This is a genomic window from Flavisolibacter ginsenosidimutans, assembly GCF_007970805.1.
GTDB classification, from domain to species: domain Bacteria; phylum Bacteroidota; class Bacteroidia; order Chitinophagales; family Chitinophagaceae; genus Flavisolibacter; species Flavisolibacter ginsenosidimutans.
Genome location: NZ_CP042433.1, coordinates 3,972,909 through 3,989,580 on the forward strand (window position 1 = coordinate 3,972,909; position 16,672 = coordinate 3,989,580).

Sequence of the window (16,672 nt, forward strand, 5' to 3'; positions counted from 1 at the left end):
TTGTTATGCCCAAACTTCTTCCAATCCTTGTAATTATTATCCTTGTAGCCTTGCTTCCACTGGTTGCGAAAGAAGCGACCGGCTTGCGCAAGGCTAAACCCGCGTTCATTGGCAACCCTGTTTTTGTGCTTAACCAATAAACGTATGTTGACCCTTGCTTTCATTTCGCAAATTCTTTTGCTGCTTTTTCACCAGGCAACAACGTTGTTTGATTTTTATCCTTTCAACAACGTGCGACACTATACGCTGAAAGAAAGAGTAAGCGAATGTTGCGTGAACGGGCTCTTAATGGTGGCGCCGGTTGTTGGCTTTGTAGCGCAGTTGAAATGGCTGATGACAGCATCGTTGGTCATTTATCCCACGCTGCTGGTTGGTGAGTATCTGAGCTGGTGGCAACCTTATTTCTTTGGCACTTCGGAAGGCTGGCAAAAGGTTTATGATCGCTTGTTTAAAAACACTATCGTTGTTTTACCGCCCCTTAAAAACAATCCGGTTCCCAATCTGGAACACACCGTTCTTCACTTGCTCACGCTGGCTGCTACGGTTTTCACATACATCGCTTATTTTACGCCGCGTTGAAAACAAAACCTTTTTATAAAAGCGTTCACTTTCTTTTCATCGGCAGCGGTTTGCTGCTGAATTTTTTGCTGATGGTGATGTACAGTTACATCAACAACGGCAAGCCTTTTATCCCGCTCTATGCCTTCGGCGAATTTTACACCCAAGGCTGGCCCATCATGCTGCAAACCTTTGTGATTTTGTACCTGCTCTATTACACCATCAAATACTTCAACAAAAAATACAGTTACAACCCCAACGGCTTTGAGCGTTTTTTGCGGGAGATGTTGTTTATGCTGCTCGTGGGCTTTTGCATTATGGAAGCCTTTCGCTGGGTGTTTATGACCTACATGGTAGTGCCCGAAGACGATCCCGCTTTTTTAGAACGCAAGCTCAAAATGATTCTCACCATTGACCTTACGTTCCTGATTGTGATTTATGCATTCATGACTTCCTTTCGCATCTTTCGCTACCTGCAACAAAAGAACATTGAAGTGGCACGATGGCAACGCGAGTACACGCAGTCGCAATTTGAAGCCGTAAAGAATCAGCTCAATCCGCATTTTCTTTTCAACAGTTTGAACGCATTGAGCTCATTGGTTTATGTAGATGCCGACCTGGCCGAAACCTTTATCGAAAAGCTTTCCAAATCTTACCGCTATCTGTTGGAGCAACGCAGCAAGGAAACTGTTCCGCTGAAAGAAGAATTGCAATTTCTCGACTCTTTTCTTTACCTGACGGAACAACGCTTTGGCAAAAAATTGCAGGTGAAACTTGAAAACATCGCGGCAAACGGATACGAAGTGCCGCCGCACACGCTGCTGATTGTGATGGAGCATATCTTGCAAAACAACGGCATGTCGGCGGCGAAGCCTTTGCGCATTCTTGTTGCGCGGAAAGAAGGGAAACTTCTTGTTGAATATTCGGATCAACCGAAGAACGAAGCGCCGGAGCAAAGCCCGCAGTTTGCTTACTTGCAGGAGCAATTCCGGTTTTTAAAAGGCGAAGAAATTTCATCTGCAGTTGGCGACAAAACCGTTCAACTCACGATCCCTTTAATCAAGAAGTGAAAGAAGCACTGACCATACAAAAAACGATTTCGCCGTTCAAGTTAACGCTGACGGTTATCCTTATCGTTAGCTTTTTCTACCCGGTGTTCTTTGCTTACATTGACCACGAACTGACGGTGAAAGTGTTGGCGAGAGAATGGATTTTCACCGCCGTCAGGCTTACGGGCATCGGGTTGATTGCACACGGCGTCATTCGGTTGAACAACGCGGTGTTCAAAGGCTTCAAACCCGCGTGGCTGCGCTATCCCGTTGAAATCATCCTCATTCTATTTTGCACGTACTGGTTTCTCTTCGGCTTTGTTAAATACATTGACAGTCCGCTGACGGGCAGCAATCCCGCCGATCCGAATCTTTGGACTTTTCGCCGCTACATTGGTTTGTACATGCTCGGCACCATTTTCATCTATACGTTTTTATCGGGGCTAAACATTTATCAGGTTGCGCGGCAGAAAGAAGCGCAGGCCGAACAGTTGCAACGCGAGTTTGCACAAGTGCGTTTGCAGGCTTTGAAAAGTCAGGTGAATCCGCATTTTCTTTTCAACAGTTTAAGCGTGCTGTCTTCGCTTGTTCACGTCAGTGCGGAAACATCGGAGCAATTTATTCATTACCTGGCCAAAGCTTATCGCTATATTTTGGAGCAAAAAGAACTGGATCTTGTCAGCCTGAAAGAAGAGCTGGGTTTTCTGGATGCCTACTTTTTTTTGCTGCAAATCCGTTTTGAACAGAAAGTGAAATTGGAAAAGAATATTGATGCTGATGCCGAAGACCTCCGACTACCGCCACTGACCTTGCAGCTGTTGGTGGAGAACGCCGTAAAGCACAACAAAATGTCGGCGCAGGAACCGCTGGTGATAAAGGTTAGCGTGGCAGAAAGCAGTTTAATCGTTGAGAACAATCTTCGTCCGCGTGAACAAGCCGAAAGCTCGACGGGCATTGGGCTGGAGAACATTCGCAAACGTTACGCCATGCTCACCGAACGCAAGCCAATCATTGCGCAGACAAGCGAAATTTTTCGTGTGCAAATACCCTTGCTTAAAAAATAAATCATGAACGTTGTCATCATTGAAGACGAACACCTTTCGGCGCAACGGCTGGAAACGATGCTAAAAAAATACGATGCTTCAATTCAGGTGCTGGCCGAAATTCCATCGGTAGCCGAGGCCGTACAATGGTTCAAGGAAAACGAGAACCCGGACCTGGTGCTCATGGACATTCATCTTGAAGACGGCCAGAGTTTTTCCATTTTCGAACGCATCAACCTTGACGTGCCGGTCATCTTTACCACTGCTTTTGACGAGTACACCATCCAGGCTTTTAAAGTCAACTCGGTTGACTATTTAATGAAGCCGTTGAACTATGATGAATTGGTAAAGGCTATTGAAAAATACAAACGCATTCACGCCGAAAAAGAAGAAAGCGGTAAAAGCATCGAACAGCTTTTGCAATCGCTGCACAGGAAAGAACCCGAATACAAAAGCCGTTTTTTAATTTCGATTGGTTCACGCTTAATGACGGTAGAAACAGAAGGCATCCAATACTTTTTTAGTGCCGATAAAATCACCTTTCTGGTAACAACGGACGGGCATCGTTATCCTGTTGATTTTAGTCTGGATAAATTAGCGGCGATGCTCAACCCAAAAGAATTTTACCGCATCAACCGGCAAATGACGGTGAAGCTTTCTGCCATTGAAAACATTCATGTCTTTTCCAAGGGTCGCATCAAACTGGACCTGAATCCGCCGATGAAAGAAGATGTGTTTGTGAGTTTAGATAAGGTGGTGGAGTTTAAAGAATGGCTGGGCAAGTAAGCATTCAGCATTCGCTATCCGTCATTCATCGGTTTTCGTTTTTTAAACATTTCGCGGCCCTTTCTCTTTGTGCTGTAAAACGCAGCGCATGAAACCTTCGCCTTTTAAAATCATTGCCGGCTTCAATCTTCTGTTCCTTTGTTATCATTCGGCTGAGTACATGATACTTTCGCAGAACAGTGCCGCGGGTTTTCTCTTTCTTTCCACTTTGTTCTTCGTACTTGCATTTCTTCTTGCCAAATGGCAGGGCGATAAAAACCTTGCGCCGTGGGGACTGGCCTTGCAAAAATCTTTGCCTGTTTATTTAACCAGCGGATTGCTTGCAGGACTGGTTATAAGCAGCCTTTCTTTTTTCACTTGCCTTGCCTTGCACATTGAAGTCGTCAGTTTAGTGCCGCCGCTGAAAGATTTTTTGCCCACTGCTGCTTTGCTCATTTTCGGCAGTGCTGTTTCATCGCTTACCGAAGACCTTCTGACACGCGGTTATGTTTACCGTCATACAAAAAGCAAGATAAGCAGGCAATACCTTGCGCTGCTTTCCGCCATCATTTATGTTTTGAATCACGTTCACCGTTTAAACGAACCGGTTTATTTGCTTTACGTTTTTGTATTGGGTCTTGCGCTTGTGCTTCCGCTTCTCATTACGGGCAATATTTGGTACACGCTGGGCGTGCATTGGGCTGGTAATATCGTCTATCATCTTACGAGCAACGTGATGCACACAAGCAGCGGCGATAACGCTTTTCCGGCTCTTTGGATATCCATCGTCTTCACGCTTCTTTCCATTCCGCTGCATTGTTTTATTTGCCAACAACTGACAAGCAAGAAAGAAAATGAATCCTTTGTTTCTCCGCTGCGGCACTCGTCAACCCCGATCCGTCATTCATCTGAACTTGTTTGAAAACGCCTTCGCAAAGATTTCATTTTACATCATAAATCAACGGCATGAAAACGATATTTGCTTCCTTACTTGTTTTGATTTTTCACCTTTCATCATTCGCAACCGATAAGCACTTTTATTTTACCACATCCGATAGTGTAAAACTCTATGTTCGCATTGCCGGCGAAGGCAAACCTTGCCTCTTTGTGCACGGCGGGCCGGGTTCAACGTCTTATTATTACGAAGCAATGGCCGGCGCACCGCTCATCGAGCAAAAGCTGCAAATGATTTATTTCGACCAGCGCGGCAGCGGCCGTTCCGACTCTGCTACCAACCGCAATTACACGCTAAAGAGAATGTTATTGGACATGGAAGAATTGCGGCAGCATCTCGGCATCAAAAAATGGGCGGTAATGGGACATTCTTTCGGCGGGATCCTTCTCACTAATTATGCGTTGCGGTATCCGCAAAACATTACCGCCGTGTTCTACATTCACTGCACGGCAAACATGCGGGCTTCCATGAACAGTCATCTCGAATTCGGGTTAAAAGAACTTGACATCAAAGACCAAACGGCATTCAGAGATACCTCGCTTCCGTTAAACGAAAGAGTATGGAAAGTGCACGATAAGCTCACCGAAAAAAACCTTTGGTACAAGCTTATGTTTCGAAATGCCTTTGAAAAAAAGTTCAGCGATTCGGTTACGTTTTCTGCCGGAAAATTCAACCGCGATTTTGCCACGCAATGCTGGAAGGACGCTGAGTATTGGAAAGACTATTCGGCGCAAACAGCGAACATTAAATGTCCCGTATTTGTGGTGACCGGCGACAAAGATTACGCCGTTGGTCCTGATCATTACAAGCTGTTTCGCTTTCCGCACCAAACCGTTGTGCATTACATTGGCGGCCATGCCTCGTTCCAGGAAGAGCCGCAGTGGTACGCCGAAAAGATCCTGGCCTTTATTCCTTCTATTCCATAAACAACGATACTTGCAAACAACATGAAAAGATTCTTTTTCTTTTTAGCCACCGCGTTTGTGCTGAGTGCATCGGCGCAAAAGAAATTTGATTCAGCGGCTTACGTAAACTTTAACGAGAACCGCTGGGAGAAAGTTGATTTCGCCGCCTTCACAAAAGACAAGCCGGTAAACGAACGGTTAACCAGTGAAGAAAAAATTGCGGGCCTAAGTCAATGCTGGTCCGAAGCCAAATACAATTTCGCCAATTTTGATTTGGTTCCAAACCTGAACTGGGACAGCGTGTACACGGCTTACATTCCCAGGGTTATTGCCGCCGCAACAACCTATGATTATTATAAAGTGCTGCAAAGTTTTTATCGGCACCTGCGCGACGGACATACCAGTGTCACGCTTCCGTTTGCCTACATGAAAAAGCTGAACGGCATTCTGCCGCTTGAAATTCGCTGGATAGAAAACAAGGCTATTGTGGTGCAAAACACCTCGGATAAAAAAGAAGAGCAACGCATTAAACCCGGAATGGAACTCGTAGCCTGGAACGCAACGCCATTGACTGTATACATTCAAGATAGCATCAGTCCTTACCTGCATTTTTCCACGCCGCAGGACAGCACCAACAGGATCTATCGTTACGAACTGACGCCGGGAAGCGCAGGCAGCATTGCATCACTTACATTTAAAACAGCGGACGGAAAAATCATCACGCAAAGCTTTGCCCGCAAGCCCGTTGAAAAGTTTTGGGACCGCTTGCCTTTGTTCAACTTTCAAATTTTAAACGGCAACATTGCTTACCTGCAAGTCAACTCGTTCGGCGATCAAAAAATTGTGAAAGTCTTCGACAGTTTGTTTGCAACCATTGCACAAACAACGGCGTTGATCATTGACGTGCGCAACAACGGCGGCGGCAACGGCAGCAACGGTTTTGAAATTTTGGGTTGCTTAACCAACAAGGTTTTTTACACGGGCCAAACGGCGCTGCGGCAATACCGTCCCGTTGGCCGCTCGTGGGGCGCAATTGAAAAAGGAAGCATCGCAGAAGATGACTGGAAACCTTACAAAAATAAATTGTTCAGCAAGCCCGTGGTCGTGTTGACAGGCAGCGCTACGTATTCGGCTGCGGAGGATTTTACTGCCACGTTTAAAAGCATGAAACGCGGGGTGGTTATTGGTGAGCCAACCGGTGGCAGCACGGGTCAGCCCGTGTTTGTGAATTTGCCCGGCGGTGGTTTGGCGGCCGTTTGCGCCAAGCGTGATTTCTTTAGCGACGGGACTGAATTTGTTGGCGTGGGCATTCAACCCGATGTGCTTGTCCGTCCTTCTGTAAAAGGCATTGCCGAGGGAAAAGATGAAGTGCTAGATGCTGCAAAAAAATATTTGCAAGGCCGGAAATAAAATATTTGCGAAAGCGCATCATTCTAAAATTGACTCGCGGCTTTCTCTTTGCATAGTTTTGGCGTGTGAACGAAACGCTGAAGACTTTTTTGGATAAAAAGGTGGCTGAATACAATCAGCCTTCTTTTATTGCGGCCGATCCAATCTCTGTTCCACACCGCTTCAGCAAAAAAGAGGACATTGAAATTGCGGGTTTCTTTGCGTCCATTTTCGCTTGGGGAAATAGAACTACCATCATCAACAAAACAACGGAGTTAATGAAATTGATGGACGACGCGCCGCACGACTTTATCGTTCATCATTCGGATAAAGAGTTACAAACACTGTTGCATTTTAAACACCGCACGTTTAATGCAACCGACCTTTTATACTTTCTTCTTTTTTTAGGCCATCATTATAAAAGTGACGCTTCGCTGGAAACGGCTTTTACAAAATGGATGAAGAAAGAAGACGAAAACATTGAAAACGCGGTGGTTGGTTTTCACGATTATTTTTTTTCGTTAGAAGATGCGCCGGTGCGAACAAAGAAACACATTGCCACGCCGGCACGTGGCTCTACGTGCAAGCGGCTTTGCATGTTCTTGCGGTGGATGGTGCGAAGCGATGATTGCGGTGTGGACTTTGGGCTCTGGAAAAAAATTTCGCCGTCGCAACTCGTTTGTCCTGTGGACGTGCACGTGGGAAGAGTGGCGCGGCAATTCAATCTCATTACCCGAAAACAAACCGACTGGACAACCGCCGTTGAACTTACCCGGCAATTAAAAACGTTTGATGCGAGCGACCCGGTGAAATACGATTTTGCTTTGTTTGGTTTGGGTGTAATGCAAAAGCCTGTTTGATTTATGCTGCGCAAGAACAATAAAGGCAAGACAGAAGCCAAGGCGCTTTCGCTTTTGCAACCCTGGGCATCATTGGTTGTAACGGGTATAAAAAAAATTGAAACCCGTTCCTGGCAAACCGCTTACCGCGGCACCTTGTTCGTTCACGCAAGTTTAGGAAAGAAAGGCAAGGTGCTGGTGAACGAACCGCCCTTTTCAAAATACATTCCCGATTTTGATGCGTTGCCGTTTGGCGCCGTCATTGGGCAAGTAAATCTCGACGAGATTGTGCCGGTGGAAAAATTGTTTTATTCCGATGCGATGCTGAACACGTTAACGCTTGAAGAAAAAGCCTTTGGCGATTACACCAAAGGCCGTTATGCCTGGTTGCTGTCAGAGCCGGTGATGTTTGACAAACCCATTCCAATGAAAGGCGGATTGGGCTTGTGGAAATTTATAAATGAGTAAGCACTGACAATCTTTCTTCTTTTATAAAAATTGATGCGCGGCGCGAAGAACTCATTATGTGTCACCCGGCACTCATTCCTCAATTTCCAACCGCTACTTGTTTTGCTCTTGAAAAAAGATCGGTGAGGTGATGGCGTTCGTTTTCCTTTTGAGGCAAAAGATTTACAGGCGATTTTTTCTTCGTTTGCCAAAAATAAACGGCAGCGGCCGCAAGCGCTACCCCAAGGGCTATTGAAACTGATGTTTTCATAATCGTTTGTTTTCAGCAAAGCGACAATTGCCGTGCCAGCAGTGGCAATGTTTTACCTTCGCGCCTTAATGGAAGAACAATGAATTATAGCGATGACCTGCAAAGCCGGTGGTGGAAGCTGGAAGAAAAATTAATGGAACGGTTTGAAAAAAAGCCGGATGTGGAAACGATTTTATTTTTGATCGGCATACAAGAACTCGGCGACATTAAAGAAAAGTTTACGAAAGAACAAAAGCAAGACCTGATGCACGTGGCCGTGTGCACGGTGCTCATGCCAAGCGGCTATTACGAAATTGAAAAAGTGGACGAAGACGGCTGGCCGCATTTCGGCCAACTGAAAGCAATGCCGGAACTAAATCCTTTTGAACAGGAGAACTTTTTGAAGGACCACATCCTTCTTTACTTTCAAAACCACGAACTTATTTAAACATGCGCCAACTGCTTTTGCCGCTTGCCCTCTGTCTTTCTTTTTTTGCGTTTGCTCAACAGGATGTAAAAATCAAAAACAAGGACCGCAAGAAAGACGCTGAACTCGTCACAACCGAAGGCACCATCATCCTTCGCTTGTCGGATTCAACACCGGAACATCGCGACAATTTTTTGCGGCTTGTGAAGTCTCATTATTTGGACAGCATCCTGTTTCACCGCGTCATCAAAGGTTTTATGATTCAGGCCGGTGACCCAACCAGCGTTCGCGCCGAAGCACACAAGCCTTTAGGAAATGGCGGACCTGATTACACACTGCCCGCTGAAATTCTGCCTTCGCTCTTTCACAAGAAGGGCGCATTGGCAGCAGCCCGCAAAGGCGATGCGGAAAATCCCGAAAGGCGCAGCAGTGGCAGCCAGTTTTATATCGTGAACGGAAGAACGTTTAATGACCATGAACTGGATTCCATTGAAGTGGTGCGTTTGCAAGGAAGAAAGATTTCGCCGGAGCGAAGAGAGTATTACAAAACGATTGGCGGCACACCGCAACTCGACGGCAATTACACCGTGTTTGGTGAAGTGGTGAGCGGGCAGGATGTGGTGGACAAAATTGCTTCAATGCCTGTTAGCAGCGGGCCTGATTTAAACCGGCCCTTGCAAGACGTGCGCATTCTTTCGGCAAAGCTGGTAAAGCGAAAGAAGTAAGCATTTGTGCAGATAGAAGTTTGTTTAATTGACAATGCTATTTTAAGCAAGTTGCGATACCGTTTCTTCGAAAAAAGGCAATTCAATTTTACTAAGTAATTTTTCTTCCAACATCTCCGCCATCGTTTCAAAATACTGGATCACGTCTTCCCGAACATTCTTCTTCAACCAACGAAAGCCACCGGGCAAGCCTTCCAAAACTTTTCGGTCTTCGAGATATTCAAGGTTGTGAATATCGGTTGGCGTGAGGCCGAGTTTTTCCAGTTTCGACACGAGCAAATAAGCCGGTGCGTTGGTTACGCCGCAATAATCTTCGGCAATCTCCGTCCACTCGCCGTAAATGGTTTGTGCATGGCGAATGATTTCTTCCTTGCTCAATTGCGTTGCCACCTGCAACACGTGTCCGCAATTGCACGAGCCGTGACTGCCCCAGGCATAGTGAGCGCCGGCCCGTAAAGCCTTTGCCGCTTCGCGAAGTGTGTTGATGAGTTCAATATTGGGATAAGCCATTGGATTTTCTTTTAAAGGTAAGAAGGGACAAACCCGAAAACAGCCCGGCACAACCAATTGCCTGTGAAAAAGAACCCTTGCATCAGATACTAATTTCATCCGCAAATCGTTTAAGGGGCAATGCGGCCTATAAAAACCATTTTCTGCCTGACCGTCCTTTTTTTATTTTTTCAAACCAAAGCCCAAATGGTTACCGGCGTGTGGCACGGCAAAGTAGCCGGACAAAAAGCCGAAGTCAAGCTCATTAAAAGCGGCGACAGCATCACGGGCACGTCTTATTATTACGCTTCCGCGAGCAATTACCGCCGCTACACCATCAAAGGTTATTTTGACGAAAGAACAAACCAAGCCGTGTGGTGGGACGATCGTTTGATAGAAGAAAAGAGCGGCGGCCTTTTTAGTACGCCGGGCAAGGTGCCTTTGCTGTCAAGAGCCGATTACAATTGTCCAGGCAGCGGCGTGATGAAGCTCGACGGGTCGAGTAATGAAAAGAACGAAGAAATAAAAGACGGCGAGGTGCATTTGGAAAAAACATCCCGAAGCCCCGTGTTCACCGACGAATGGGACTGGGTGATTGACAACTTCACGGTTGGCACAAACGATCCTTACATTATTGATTCGGTTTCGCTGGTTGCCTTTCATCCAACAAAACAAGCCGTGCCAAAAGCAGAGCCGCCGGTTGCGATGAACAAGAAGCCGTCAATGGTTTTTGTTCCCTCTTCAAAAGAAAAAGCAAAAGACCCTGAACCCATTGCTGTTGTACCGCCGCAAAAAAACATCGAACAAAAATTTACAGCCCGCACGAAAAAGATTTTTACCACCATTCCTCTCACCGGCGATTCCATCACACTATCGTTTTACGACAACGCTATTGTGGACGGCGATTCCATTTCGCTCTTTCTCGATGGCCGCATGTTGTTTACGCACATCAAGCTTGATTCAAAACCGTACAACATAAAACTTGCGGTGGCTGATTTAAAAAGCGAAAGCGAATTGGTGATGGTGGCTGAGAACCTCGGCGCCATTCCGCCCAATACTTCGTACATGGTGGCAATGGTGGGCGACAAACGATACGCTGCCAATCTTGCCAGCACCGAAGAAAGCAGTGCGGTGGTGGTGTTAAAGAAACCTGCGCCGTAATTGTTCTTAAAACGCTACGTGTGTGCGCAAGCTAAAAATGTGCACCGGCCCGCGGTCTTTGTTGTAGGCGGGATTCACAGCAAATTGATAATCGGGTGAAACCTGCAAACGGTCTTGAAAAAAACTAAAGCGATAGTACGCTTCGGTAATAATTTCGGAAGCGTAATTCAACTTGCCGTCGCCAATGATAAAGCCGTAACCGCCTGCGGCGAGATAATCGCGGTGAGGCTTTGAGATGCCGTTGATAGCGACACCAACACCCAATTGATTTTGCTTTTGAAAGCCGCTCTTGCTCCACACAACACCCAGGTTCAGCGAACGGTCAATTTCGGTATAAGCCCAGGTTTCGTTCTTTCCATCGTTATAGCTGGCCCGCAAAAACGAACCCCAATTCTTGCTCAATTGTTGCGCAGCATTCAATACAAATCCGCCTTTGTAATTTTTGTACGAACGCACGGCGGTGATATCCGGGTTAACCGGCATTGTTTTGAGCGCTTCGCGATAGCTGCCCATGTGCGCACGATTCAAAAAAAGTGTAAGCTGCAATTGACCCGGCAACTTATTTATTTTGTGCAGGTGCGTCGCTTCGGTTTGAAGAGCGAAAGAACGGCTGATGTCTTCGTCCATGTCAATGCCGTTGGCCACACGCGGCATCAATGCAAAGGCAAGCGCAGCCCGCCAATTTTTGCGCCGCCATTCGCTACCAACGCCCCACGTATAGCCGCGTGTGTCGGCCGCATAATCCCAGGCACCGCCGCTCATGAAACTCCAGTTGATAAACTGTCCGCGTGGATCATGATTATACGGATTGCCATCAAAATAATCGGCTAAACAAAACCGTCCACCATACACTTTAAAACAATGCGTAGGATAATAACCCGGCGCAAGATTGCTGTCAGTTTTTTGTGCGCTGTAATCCGATGCCTTGAACGGCAAAATTTGTTCAACGACCAACCGTGCCAAATAAACCGTTGGCTTTGGATTGCCCACGCGAAAAGATTCGCCGTTGCTGAAACCGGCAAGACCCGTAGCGCCGCTAAAACCCTCGCCGCCGGCCACTTCGGGGTTGAAGATGATCTGCGTTCCTTTGCCAAGCTTTAAATTAAAATACAACGTGGCCGTAAGCGTTGAGCGAACGGGTTCTTTTGGTTCAAGACTGTTGTCGCCCACGTACGGTGAATGAAACTGCGGATGCACTTGCGAGATGGACGTGGTTTGAAAGCCGAAGCTCAAGGCCGAATCCTGCTGCGCGGCGGCAAAAATGAATACACTCGTGGCCAGCAAAGCCAAAACAAATTTTCTCATTAACGGCAATTGGTGATTCAGACAACCAGGTTGACCATTTTGTTGGGAACGAAAATGAATTTCTTCAACGGCTTTCCGTCCGTCCATTTTTGCACAACGGGATTTGCCAACACCAGTTCTTCCACTTGTTCTTTTGTGGCGCTCAATTCAAGCAACATGGTTGTGCGCATTTTGCCGTTGATGGAAACGGGATATTCTTTCGTGGTTTCAACCAAATATTTTTGTTCAAATTTTGGAAAGGCTGCGTCGAGAATAGAAGTCGTGTTGCCGAGCTGATGCCACAACTCTTCGCTTACGTGCGGTGCGTACGGCGCAAGAAGAACGAGCAACTGTTCGAGCACTTCTTTCTTGTGGCATTTTAAATCCGTCAACTCGTTCACGCAAACCATGAAAGCACTCACCGCCGTGTTGTACGAAAAACGTTCCGTGTCTTCTTCAATTTTTTTGATGGTGCGGTGAAGGACTTTCAGTTCTTCCGGCGTTGCCTTTTCATCAGTTACCAGTTTGCCTTTTACTTCATCAAAGAACAAGCGCCAAAGTTTTTTAAGGAAGCGGTGAACGCCTTCAATGCCTTTGGTGTCCCAGGGTTTGCTTTGGTCAATCGGGCCGAGGAACATTTCGTACATGCGGAAGGTGTCAGCGCCATATTTTCCAACAACATCATCCGGATTAACGGTATTAAAATACCGTTTGCTCATTTTTTCAACTTCTGTACCGCATATATAACCATAAATCGTTTTCGAAGGAGTATTGGGGTGCGTTTCCCATGTAGAGCCAACTTCTTCTAAAAGGAATTTTGCATTGGTAAATTCGGGTTTCGATTTTTTGAAGGCTTCGATATCCAACTTCAGTCCATCGACGATATTCACATCGACATGTAAAGGAGTAAACACCACTTGTACTAAGTCCTCTGCTTTTAAATCATGAAACGCAGGTTCAATTTTTTTCAATTCTTCAGCGAGGTTATTAAAGTCTTCATTCGAATTAGAAAAGCTTTTGACTTTGTTATAGGAAACGAAGATTGGATAATTTGATTCATCTGCATAACCTTTCTCAATAATGTCTCCACCCCGAATTGCAAGACGATACACAAACCTCGAACTCCCCTGAATCATCCCCTGATTCAACAACTTCTTAAACGGTTCGTCAAACGTTATCAAACCCAAGTCGTACAAGCACTTCGTCCACATGCGGCTGTAGAGCAAATGTCCAACGGCGTGTTCGGTTCCGCCCACGTACAAATCAACCTGGTTCCAATAACGGCTGACGTTTTTGTCGCAAAAAGTTTCGTCGTTGTGCGGGTCCATGTAGCGAAGGAAGTACCACGATGAACCGGCATAACCCGGCATCGTGTTCGTCTCTAAATGTTGAGAAGTCCATTCGGAAACATTCGCCAGCGGTCCTTCACCTTCAGGACCAGGGCCATATTTTTCTACGTGCGGCAACTCCAATGGCAACTCGCTTTCGTCAAGTGGATAAGCAATGCCGTTGATCCATTTTATCGGAAAGGGTTCACCCCAATAGCGCTGCCGACTGAATGCCGCGTCACGCATTTTATAATTCACCTTGCGTTTGCCAATTCCTAATTCTTCCAGTTTGTTAATGACCACTTCAATCGCATCACGCATCACCGTTCCATTCAGAAATCCGCTGTTGCTTAACACGGCATCTTTGGTCGGATTGGCGTCGACGCCGTTATAAGCATCGCCCAAAATATTGGTGATGGGAAGATTGAAATGCTTCGCAAACTTGTGGTCGCGTTCGTCGCCGCTCGGTACGGCCATGATGGCACCGGTGCCGTAGCCTGCTAAAACATATTCCGAAATCCAGATCGGGATCTTTTTGTTTTCGTCAAACGGGTTGACCGCGTACGCACCCGTAAACACGCCGCTGATTTTTTTCTCCGCCATGCGTTCGCGTTCGCTGCGGCTTTTCACGTAAGCGATGTAATCATCAACGGCTGCTTTTTGTTCGGGTGTTGTAATCGTTGAAACCAATTCGTGCTCGGGTGCAACCACCATAAAGTCCACGCCAAAGATGGTGTCGGGCCGTGTTGTATAAACGCGCAGCTTTTTACTGATTCCTGGCTCCTGACTCCTGATTTCAAAATCAATCTCCGCACCGCTGCTCTTGCCAATCCAGTTGCTCTGCATTTCTTTCATGGCCTCGCTGAAGTCAACTGTCTCTAAGCCTTGCAACAAACGATCGGCATATTCGGTGATGCGCAAATACCATTGACGCAAGCGCTTTTTTATAACGGGATAACCACCGCGTTCGCTCACGCCGTTCACCACTTCATCATTTGCCAACACGGTTCCCAATGCTTCGCACCAATTTACTTCGCCGTAACCGCAATAAGCCACGCGGTATTCCATCAAAACGGCCTGCTTTGTTTTCTTGTCAAAGGCTTTCCATTGATCAGCAGAAAATTTTCCGTCCAGTATTTCGAAGGCCGCGTTGCGTATTTCAAACCGTGCATCCGGCACGGGATGGTTAACGTTTCCTTCTGCTTCAAAAATTTTTATCAAACCGTCAATGGATTCCGTCTTGTTCGTCTTGCGGTTGTACCAGCTTTTAAACAGTTGCAGAAAAATCCACTGCGTCCATTTGTAATATTTCGGGTTGGACGTATTCACTTCGCGGCTCCAGTCGAAAGAGAAGCCGATCTTGTCTAATTGACTTCTAAATGTGGCAATGTTTTTTGCGGTGCTCACTGCGGGGTGCACACCGTGTTCAATCGCGTATTGCTCGGCGGGCAGCCCAAAAGCATCGTAACCCATTGGGTGCAATACGTTAAAACCTTTGAGCCGTTTGTAGCGTGCAAAAATATCCGACGCAATGTAGCCAAGCGGATGGCCCACGTGCAGGCCCGCACCGCTGGGATAAGGAAACATGTCCAGCACATAATACTTTGGCTTGCTTGAATCGTTGGGCACTTTGTAGGCGCCGCTTTTGTTCCATTCGTCTTGCCACTTCTTTTCAATCTCTCTGAAATTATACTCCATATTTGTTCTCGTTGGTCGTTGACCGTTGTTTATTGATTGTTTGTGAACCGGAGGTTCTTCTATCTATTAAACTTTCGTTGCGTCGCACTCTTGTACGCTTTGTTCGCTGCGCAGCAAATCTTCACGCAGCGAACAAAGCGTAGCCACGACGCTGCGCCCCTTTCTCGTTGCACCGCCGCGTAAAAATGTTCAGCAGCATTCAGAACCTTGAAGTGAGTGACACAACCGGCGATGCCATGAAAAACGACAGCCGGTCACCAAAAAACAGAGCCGGATTCCAAACTCTTAATTTTTTGCAAAGGCCGGGCCGCCGCTTCGGGCCGCAACAATAAGAAAAAGCAGGCAATCGTTAGGGAAAGGCAAAAATAAACCATTCAACTGTTTAATCTGCTCCGCGACCGTTGCCTGGCCTTTGTGCAAAACACCAAACACCTATTTTTGTCCACTTCAAAAACGTATTTAGCATGGCGCAAATCGGAAAAGCTTCGTCCAAGCGTGGGAAACCGTCCTATGTAATGAGCATCATCGGGGTTACACTTGTTCTTTTTTTACTGGGCATTGTGGGCTGGCTGGTGATCAATGCCAACAAGCTGGGCGATTACATTAAGGGCAACGTGGAAGTGCGGGCTTTCCTTCGCGGCGACCTGAACGCGAAAGACAGCACGGTGCTGATGCAGCAGATCGCATCGAAGCCTTACGTGCGGGAAGTGAAGTACGTGAACAAAGAAGCCGCCAAAGAAATGTACCTCGCCGGCGAAGGCGAAACGGCCCGCAAAAGCTGGGATGTGGTGCTGGACGCCAACCCGCTGCCAAACGCCGTTTATTTTTACGTAAAGAACGAGTACGTGCAGATAGACTCACTGCAAAAGATTGAACAAGACCTGAAGCAGAATGATTATGTAAGCGAAGTAAAATACCCTGAGGCCGTTGTTTCCAACCTGAACGAGAACATCCGCAAAATTAGTTTGGGGCTTTTAATCGTGGCGCTGATCATTGCCGTGTCGGTGATTTTTCTTATTGACAACACCATTCGTTTGGCCATGTTCAGCAACCGCTTTTTGATCAAGACCATGCAAATGGTAGGGGCCACGCGGCAATTTATTTCGCGGCCGCTGACCATCCGGGCCATCATCAACGGCGCCATCAGTGCGGCCATTGCCATTGTGCTCATTTATATTTTGATCAGCGTGGCCGAAGGCTTTGTGCCCTGGCTGAAAGTGGTGCGCTCAAGCGGCACACTTTTCCTGCTGTTTTTTATTTTGTTCATTATCGGTATTTCCATTACGTTTTTCAGCACGTACAGAAGTGTATCCAAATACCAGCGCATGAAGCTAGATGAGTTATATTGATGACAGATGTT

General features: G+C 46.7%; 18 protein-coding genes. 14 read left to right on the top strand and 4 right to left on the bottom strand.

Going from position 1 to position 16,672, the window contains the following annotated elements; genetic code table 11:
- Window positions 1–5: 5 nt before the first annotated feature.
- From FSB75_RS22255 to FSB75_RS16970, 10 genes are all read left to right on the top strand, one after another.
- Window positions 6–140, top strand: a complete 135-nt coding sequence (locus FSB75_RS22255; RefSeq protein WP_262711932.1) for a hypothetical protein — start codon at window positions 6–8, stop codon at window positions 138–140.
- 4 nt (window positions 141–144) lie between these two features.
- Window positions 145–579, top strand: a complete 435-nt coding sequence (locus FSB75_RS16930) for a hypothetical protein (RefSeq protein WP_146789919.1) — start codon at window positions 145–147, stop codon at window positions 577–579.
- Entirely contained in the window at window positions 576–1,628 is a 1,053-nt protein-coding gene (locus FSB75_RS16935; RefSeq protein ID WP_146789921.1) for a sensor histidine kinase, read from the top strand. Before FSB75_RS16930 ends, FSB75_RS16935 begins: the two co-directional genes overlap by 4 nt.
- Window positions 1,625–2,671 carry a sensor histidine kinase gene (locus FSB75_RS16940; RefSeq protein ID WP_146789923.1) on the top strand — a complete coding sequence of 349 codons (1,047 nt, stop codon included), beginning with the start codon at window positions 1,625–1,627 and terminating at the stop codon, window positions 2,669–2,671. Before FSB75_RS16935 ends, FSB75_RS16940 begins: the two co-directional genes overlap by 4 nt.
- A 3-nt stretch (window positions 2,672–2,674) precedes the next feature.
- Window positions 2,675–3,436: a LytR/AlgR family response regulator transcription factor gene (locus tag FSB75_RS16945; protein ID WP_146789925.1), complete on the top strand. Its 762-nt coding sequence runs from the start codon at window positions 2,675–2,677 to the stop codon at window positions 3,434–3,436.
- An 88-nt stretch (window positions 3,437–3,524) separates the two neighbouring features.
- Window positions 3,525–4,337: a CPBP family intramembrane glutamic endopeptidase gene (locus FSB75_RS16950; RefSeq protein WP_146789927.1), complete on the top strand. Its 813-nt coding sequence runs from the start codon at window positions 3,525–3,527 to the stop codon at window positions 4,335–4,337.
- A 44-nt stretch (window positions 4,338–4,381) separates the two neighbouring features.
- Complete coding sequence (locus FSB75_RS16955; protein ID WP_146789929.1) at window positions 4,382–5,296, top strand: alpha/beta fold hydrolase; 915 nt, start codon at window positions 4,382–4,384, stop codon at window positions 5,294–5,296.
- A 21-nt stretch (window positions 5,297–5,317) separates the two neighbouring features.
- Window positions 5,318–6,685 carry a S41 family peptidase gene (locus tag FSB75_RS16960; protein ID WP_146789931.1) on the top strand — a complete coding sequence of 456 codons (1,368 nt, stop codon included), beginning with the start codon at window positions 5,318–5,320 and terminating at the stop codon, window positions 6,683–6,685.
- Window positions 6,686–6,750: 65 nt separating this feature from the next.
- Window positions 6,751–7,524, top strand: a complete 774-nt coding sequence (locus tag FSB75_RS16965) for a TIGR02757 family protein (protein WP_146789933.1) — start codon at window positions 6,751–6,753, stop codon at window positions 7,522–7,524.
- Window positions 7,525–7,527: 3 nt separating this feature from the next.
- On the top strand, window positions 7,528–7,971 hold the full coding sequence (locus FSB75_RS16970; protein ID WP_146789935.1) for an ASCH domain-containing protein: 444 nt from the start codon (window positions 7,528–7,530) through the stop codon (window positions 7,969–7,971).
- Window positions 7,972–8,050: 79 nt separating this feature from the next.
- Here the strand turns inward: FSB75_RS16970 and FSB75_RS21860 are convergent, their stop codons facing one another.
- A complete protein-coding gene (locus tag FSB75_RS21860) occupies window positions 8,051–8,221 on the bottom strand; it encodes a hypothetical protein (RefSeq protein ID WP_172623197.1) in 171 nt (56 codons plus the stop codon).
- Window positions 8,222–8,300: 79 nt separating this feature from the next.
- Here FSB75_RS21860 and FSB75_RS16975 point away from each other — a divergent pair, with 79 nt between their 5' ends.
- Window positions 8,301–8,648 (top strand): hypothetical protein, encoded by a 348-nt coding sequence (locus tag FSB75_RS16975; RefSeq protein WP_146789937.1) that lies wholly within the window; start codon window positions 8,301–8,303, stop codon window positions 8,646–8,648.
- Window positions 8,649–8,650: 2 nt separating this feature from the next.
- Window positions 8,651–9,352: a peptidylprolyl isomerase gene (locus FSB75_RS16980; protein WP_146789939.1), complete on the top strand. Its 702-nt coding sequence runs from the start codon at window positions 8,651–8,653 to the stop codon at window positions 9,350–9,352.
- A 42-nt stretch (window positions 9,353–9,394) separates the two neighbouring features.
- Here FSB75_RS16980 and FSB75_RS16985 read toward each other — a convergent pair whose 3' ends face one another.
- Window positions 9,395–9,961 carry a hypothetical protein gene (locus tag FSB75_RS16985; RefSeq protein WP_227990620.1) on the bottom strand — a complete coding sequence of 189 codons (567 nt, stop codon included), beginning with the start codon at window positions 9,959–9,961 and terminating at the stop codon, window positions 9,395–9,397.
- An 87-nt stretch (window positions 9,962–10,048) separates the two neighbouring features.
- Here FSB75_RS16985 and FSB75_RS16990 point away from each other — a divergent pair, with 87 nt between their 5' ends.
- Entirely contained in the window at window positions 10,049–11,002 is a 954-nt protein-coding gene (locus tag FSB75_RS16990; RefSeq protein ID WP_146789941.1) for a hypothetical protein, read from the top strand.
- A 6-nt stretch (window positions 11,003–11,008) separates the two neighbouring features.
- On the opposite strand, the gene FSB75_RS16995 is transcribed toward FSB75_RS16990, so the two are convergent.
- Complete coding sequence (locus FSB75_RS16995; protein ID WP_172623198.1) at window positions 11,009–12,307, bottom strand: carbohydrate porin; 1,299 nt, start codon at window positions 12,305–12,307, stop codon at window positions 11,009–11,011.
- A 17-nt stretch (window positions 12,308–12,324) separates the two neighbouring features.
- Entirely contained in the window at window positions 12,325–15,312 is a 2,988-nt protein-coding gene (locus FSB75_RS17000) for a leucine--tRNA ligase (RefSeq protein ID WP_146789945.1), read from the bottom strand.
- 464 nt (window positions 15,313–15,776) lie between these two features.
- On the opposite strand from FSB75_RS17000, the gene FSB75_RS17005 reads away from it, so the two are divergent.
- Window positions 15,777–16,661 carry a cell division protein FtsX gene (locus tag FSB75_RS17005; RefSeq protein ID WP_146789947.1) on the top strand — a complete coding sequence of 295 codons (885 nt, stop codon included), beginning with the start codon at window positions 15,777–15,779 and terminating at the stop codon, window positions 16,659–16,661.
- The last annotated feature ends 11 nt before the right edge of the window (window positions 16,662–16,672 follow it).

Excerpts from the sequence above, each read along its gene's own strand:
- FSB75_RS22255 (WP_262711932.1), top strand. The coding sequence starts at position 6 with ATGCCCAAACTTCTTCCAATCCTTGTAATTATTATCCTTGTAGCCTTG.
- FSB75_RS16930 (WP_146789919.1), top strand. The coding sequence starts at position 145 with ATGTTGACCCTTGCTTTCATTTCGCAAATTCTTTTGCTGCTTTTTCAC.
- FSB75_RS16945 (WP_146789925.1), top strand. The coding sequence starts at position 2,675 with ATGAACGTTGTCATCATTGAAGACGAACACCTTTCGGCGCAACGGCTG.
- FSB75_RS16950 (WP_146789927.1), top strand. The coding sequence starts at position 3,525 with ATGAAACCTTCGCCTTTTAAAATCATTGCCGGCTTCAATCTTCTGTTC.
- FSB75_RS16955 (WP_146789929.1), top strand. The coding sequence starts at position 4,382 with ATGAAAACGATATTTGCTTCCTTACTTGTTTTGATTTTTCACCTTTCA.
- FSB75_RS16960 (WP_146789931.1), top strand. The coding sequence starts at position 5,318 with ATGAAAAGATTCTTTTTCTTTTTAGCCACCGCGTTTGTGCTGAGTGCA.
- FSB75_RS16970 (WP_146789935.1), top strand. The coding sequence starts at position 7,528 with ATGCTGCGCAAGAACAATAAAGGCAAGACAGAAGCCAAGGCGCTTTCG.
- FSB75_RS21860 (WP_172623197.1), bottom strand. The coding sequence starts at position 8,221 with ATGAAAACATCAGTTTCAATAGCCCTTGGGGTAGCGCTTGCGGCCGCT.
- FSB75_RS16975 (WP_146789937.1), top strand. The coding sequence starts at position 8,301 with ATGAATTATAGCGATGACCTGCAAAGCCGGTGGTGGAAGCTGGAAGAA.
- FSB75_RS16980 (WP_146789939.1), top strand. The coding sequence starts at position 8,651 with ATGCGCCAACTGCTTTTGCCGCTTGCCCTCTGTCTTTCTTTTTTTGCG.
- FSB75_RS16985 (WP_227990620.1), bottom strand. The coding sequence starts at position 9,961 with ATGAAATTAGTATCTGATGCAAGGGTTCTTTTTCACAGGCAATTGGTT.
- FSB75_RS16990 (WP_146789941.1), top strand. The coding sequence starts at position 10,049 with ATGGTTACCGGCGTGTGGCACGGCAAAGTAGCCGGACAAAAAGCCGAA.
- FSB75_RS16995 (WP_172623198.1), bottom strand. The coding sequence starts at position 12,307 with ATGAGAAAATTTGTTTTGGCTTTGCTGGCCACGAGTGTATTCATTTTT.
- FSB75_RS17000 (WP_146789945.1), bottom strand. The coding sequence starts at position 15,312 with ATGGAGTATAATTTCAGAGAGATTGAAAAGAAGTGGCAAGACGAATGG.
- FSB75_RS17005 (WP_146789947.1), top strand. The coding sequence starts at position 15,777 with ATGGCGCAAATCGGAAAAGCTTCGTCCAAGCGTGGGAAACCGTCCTAT.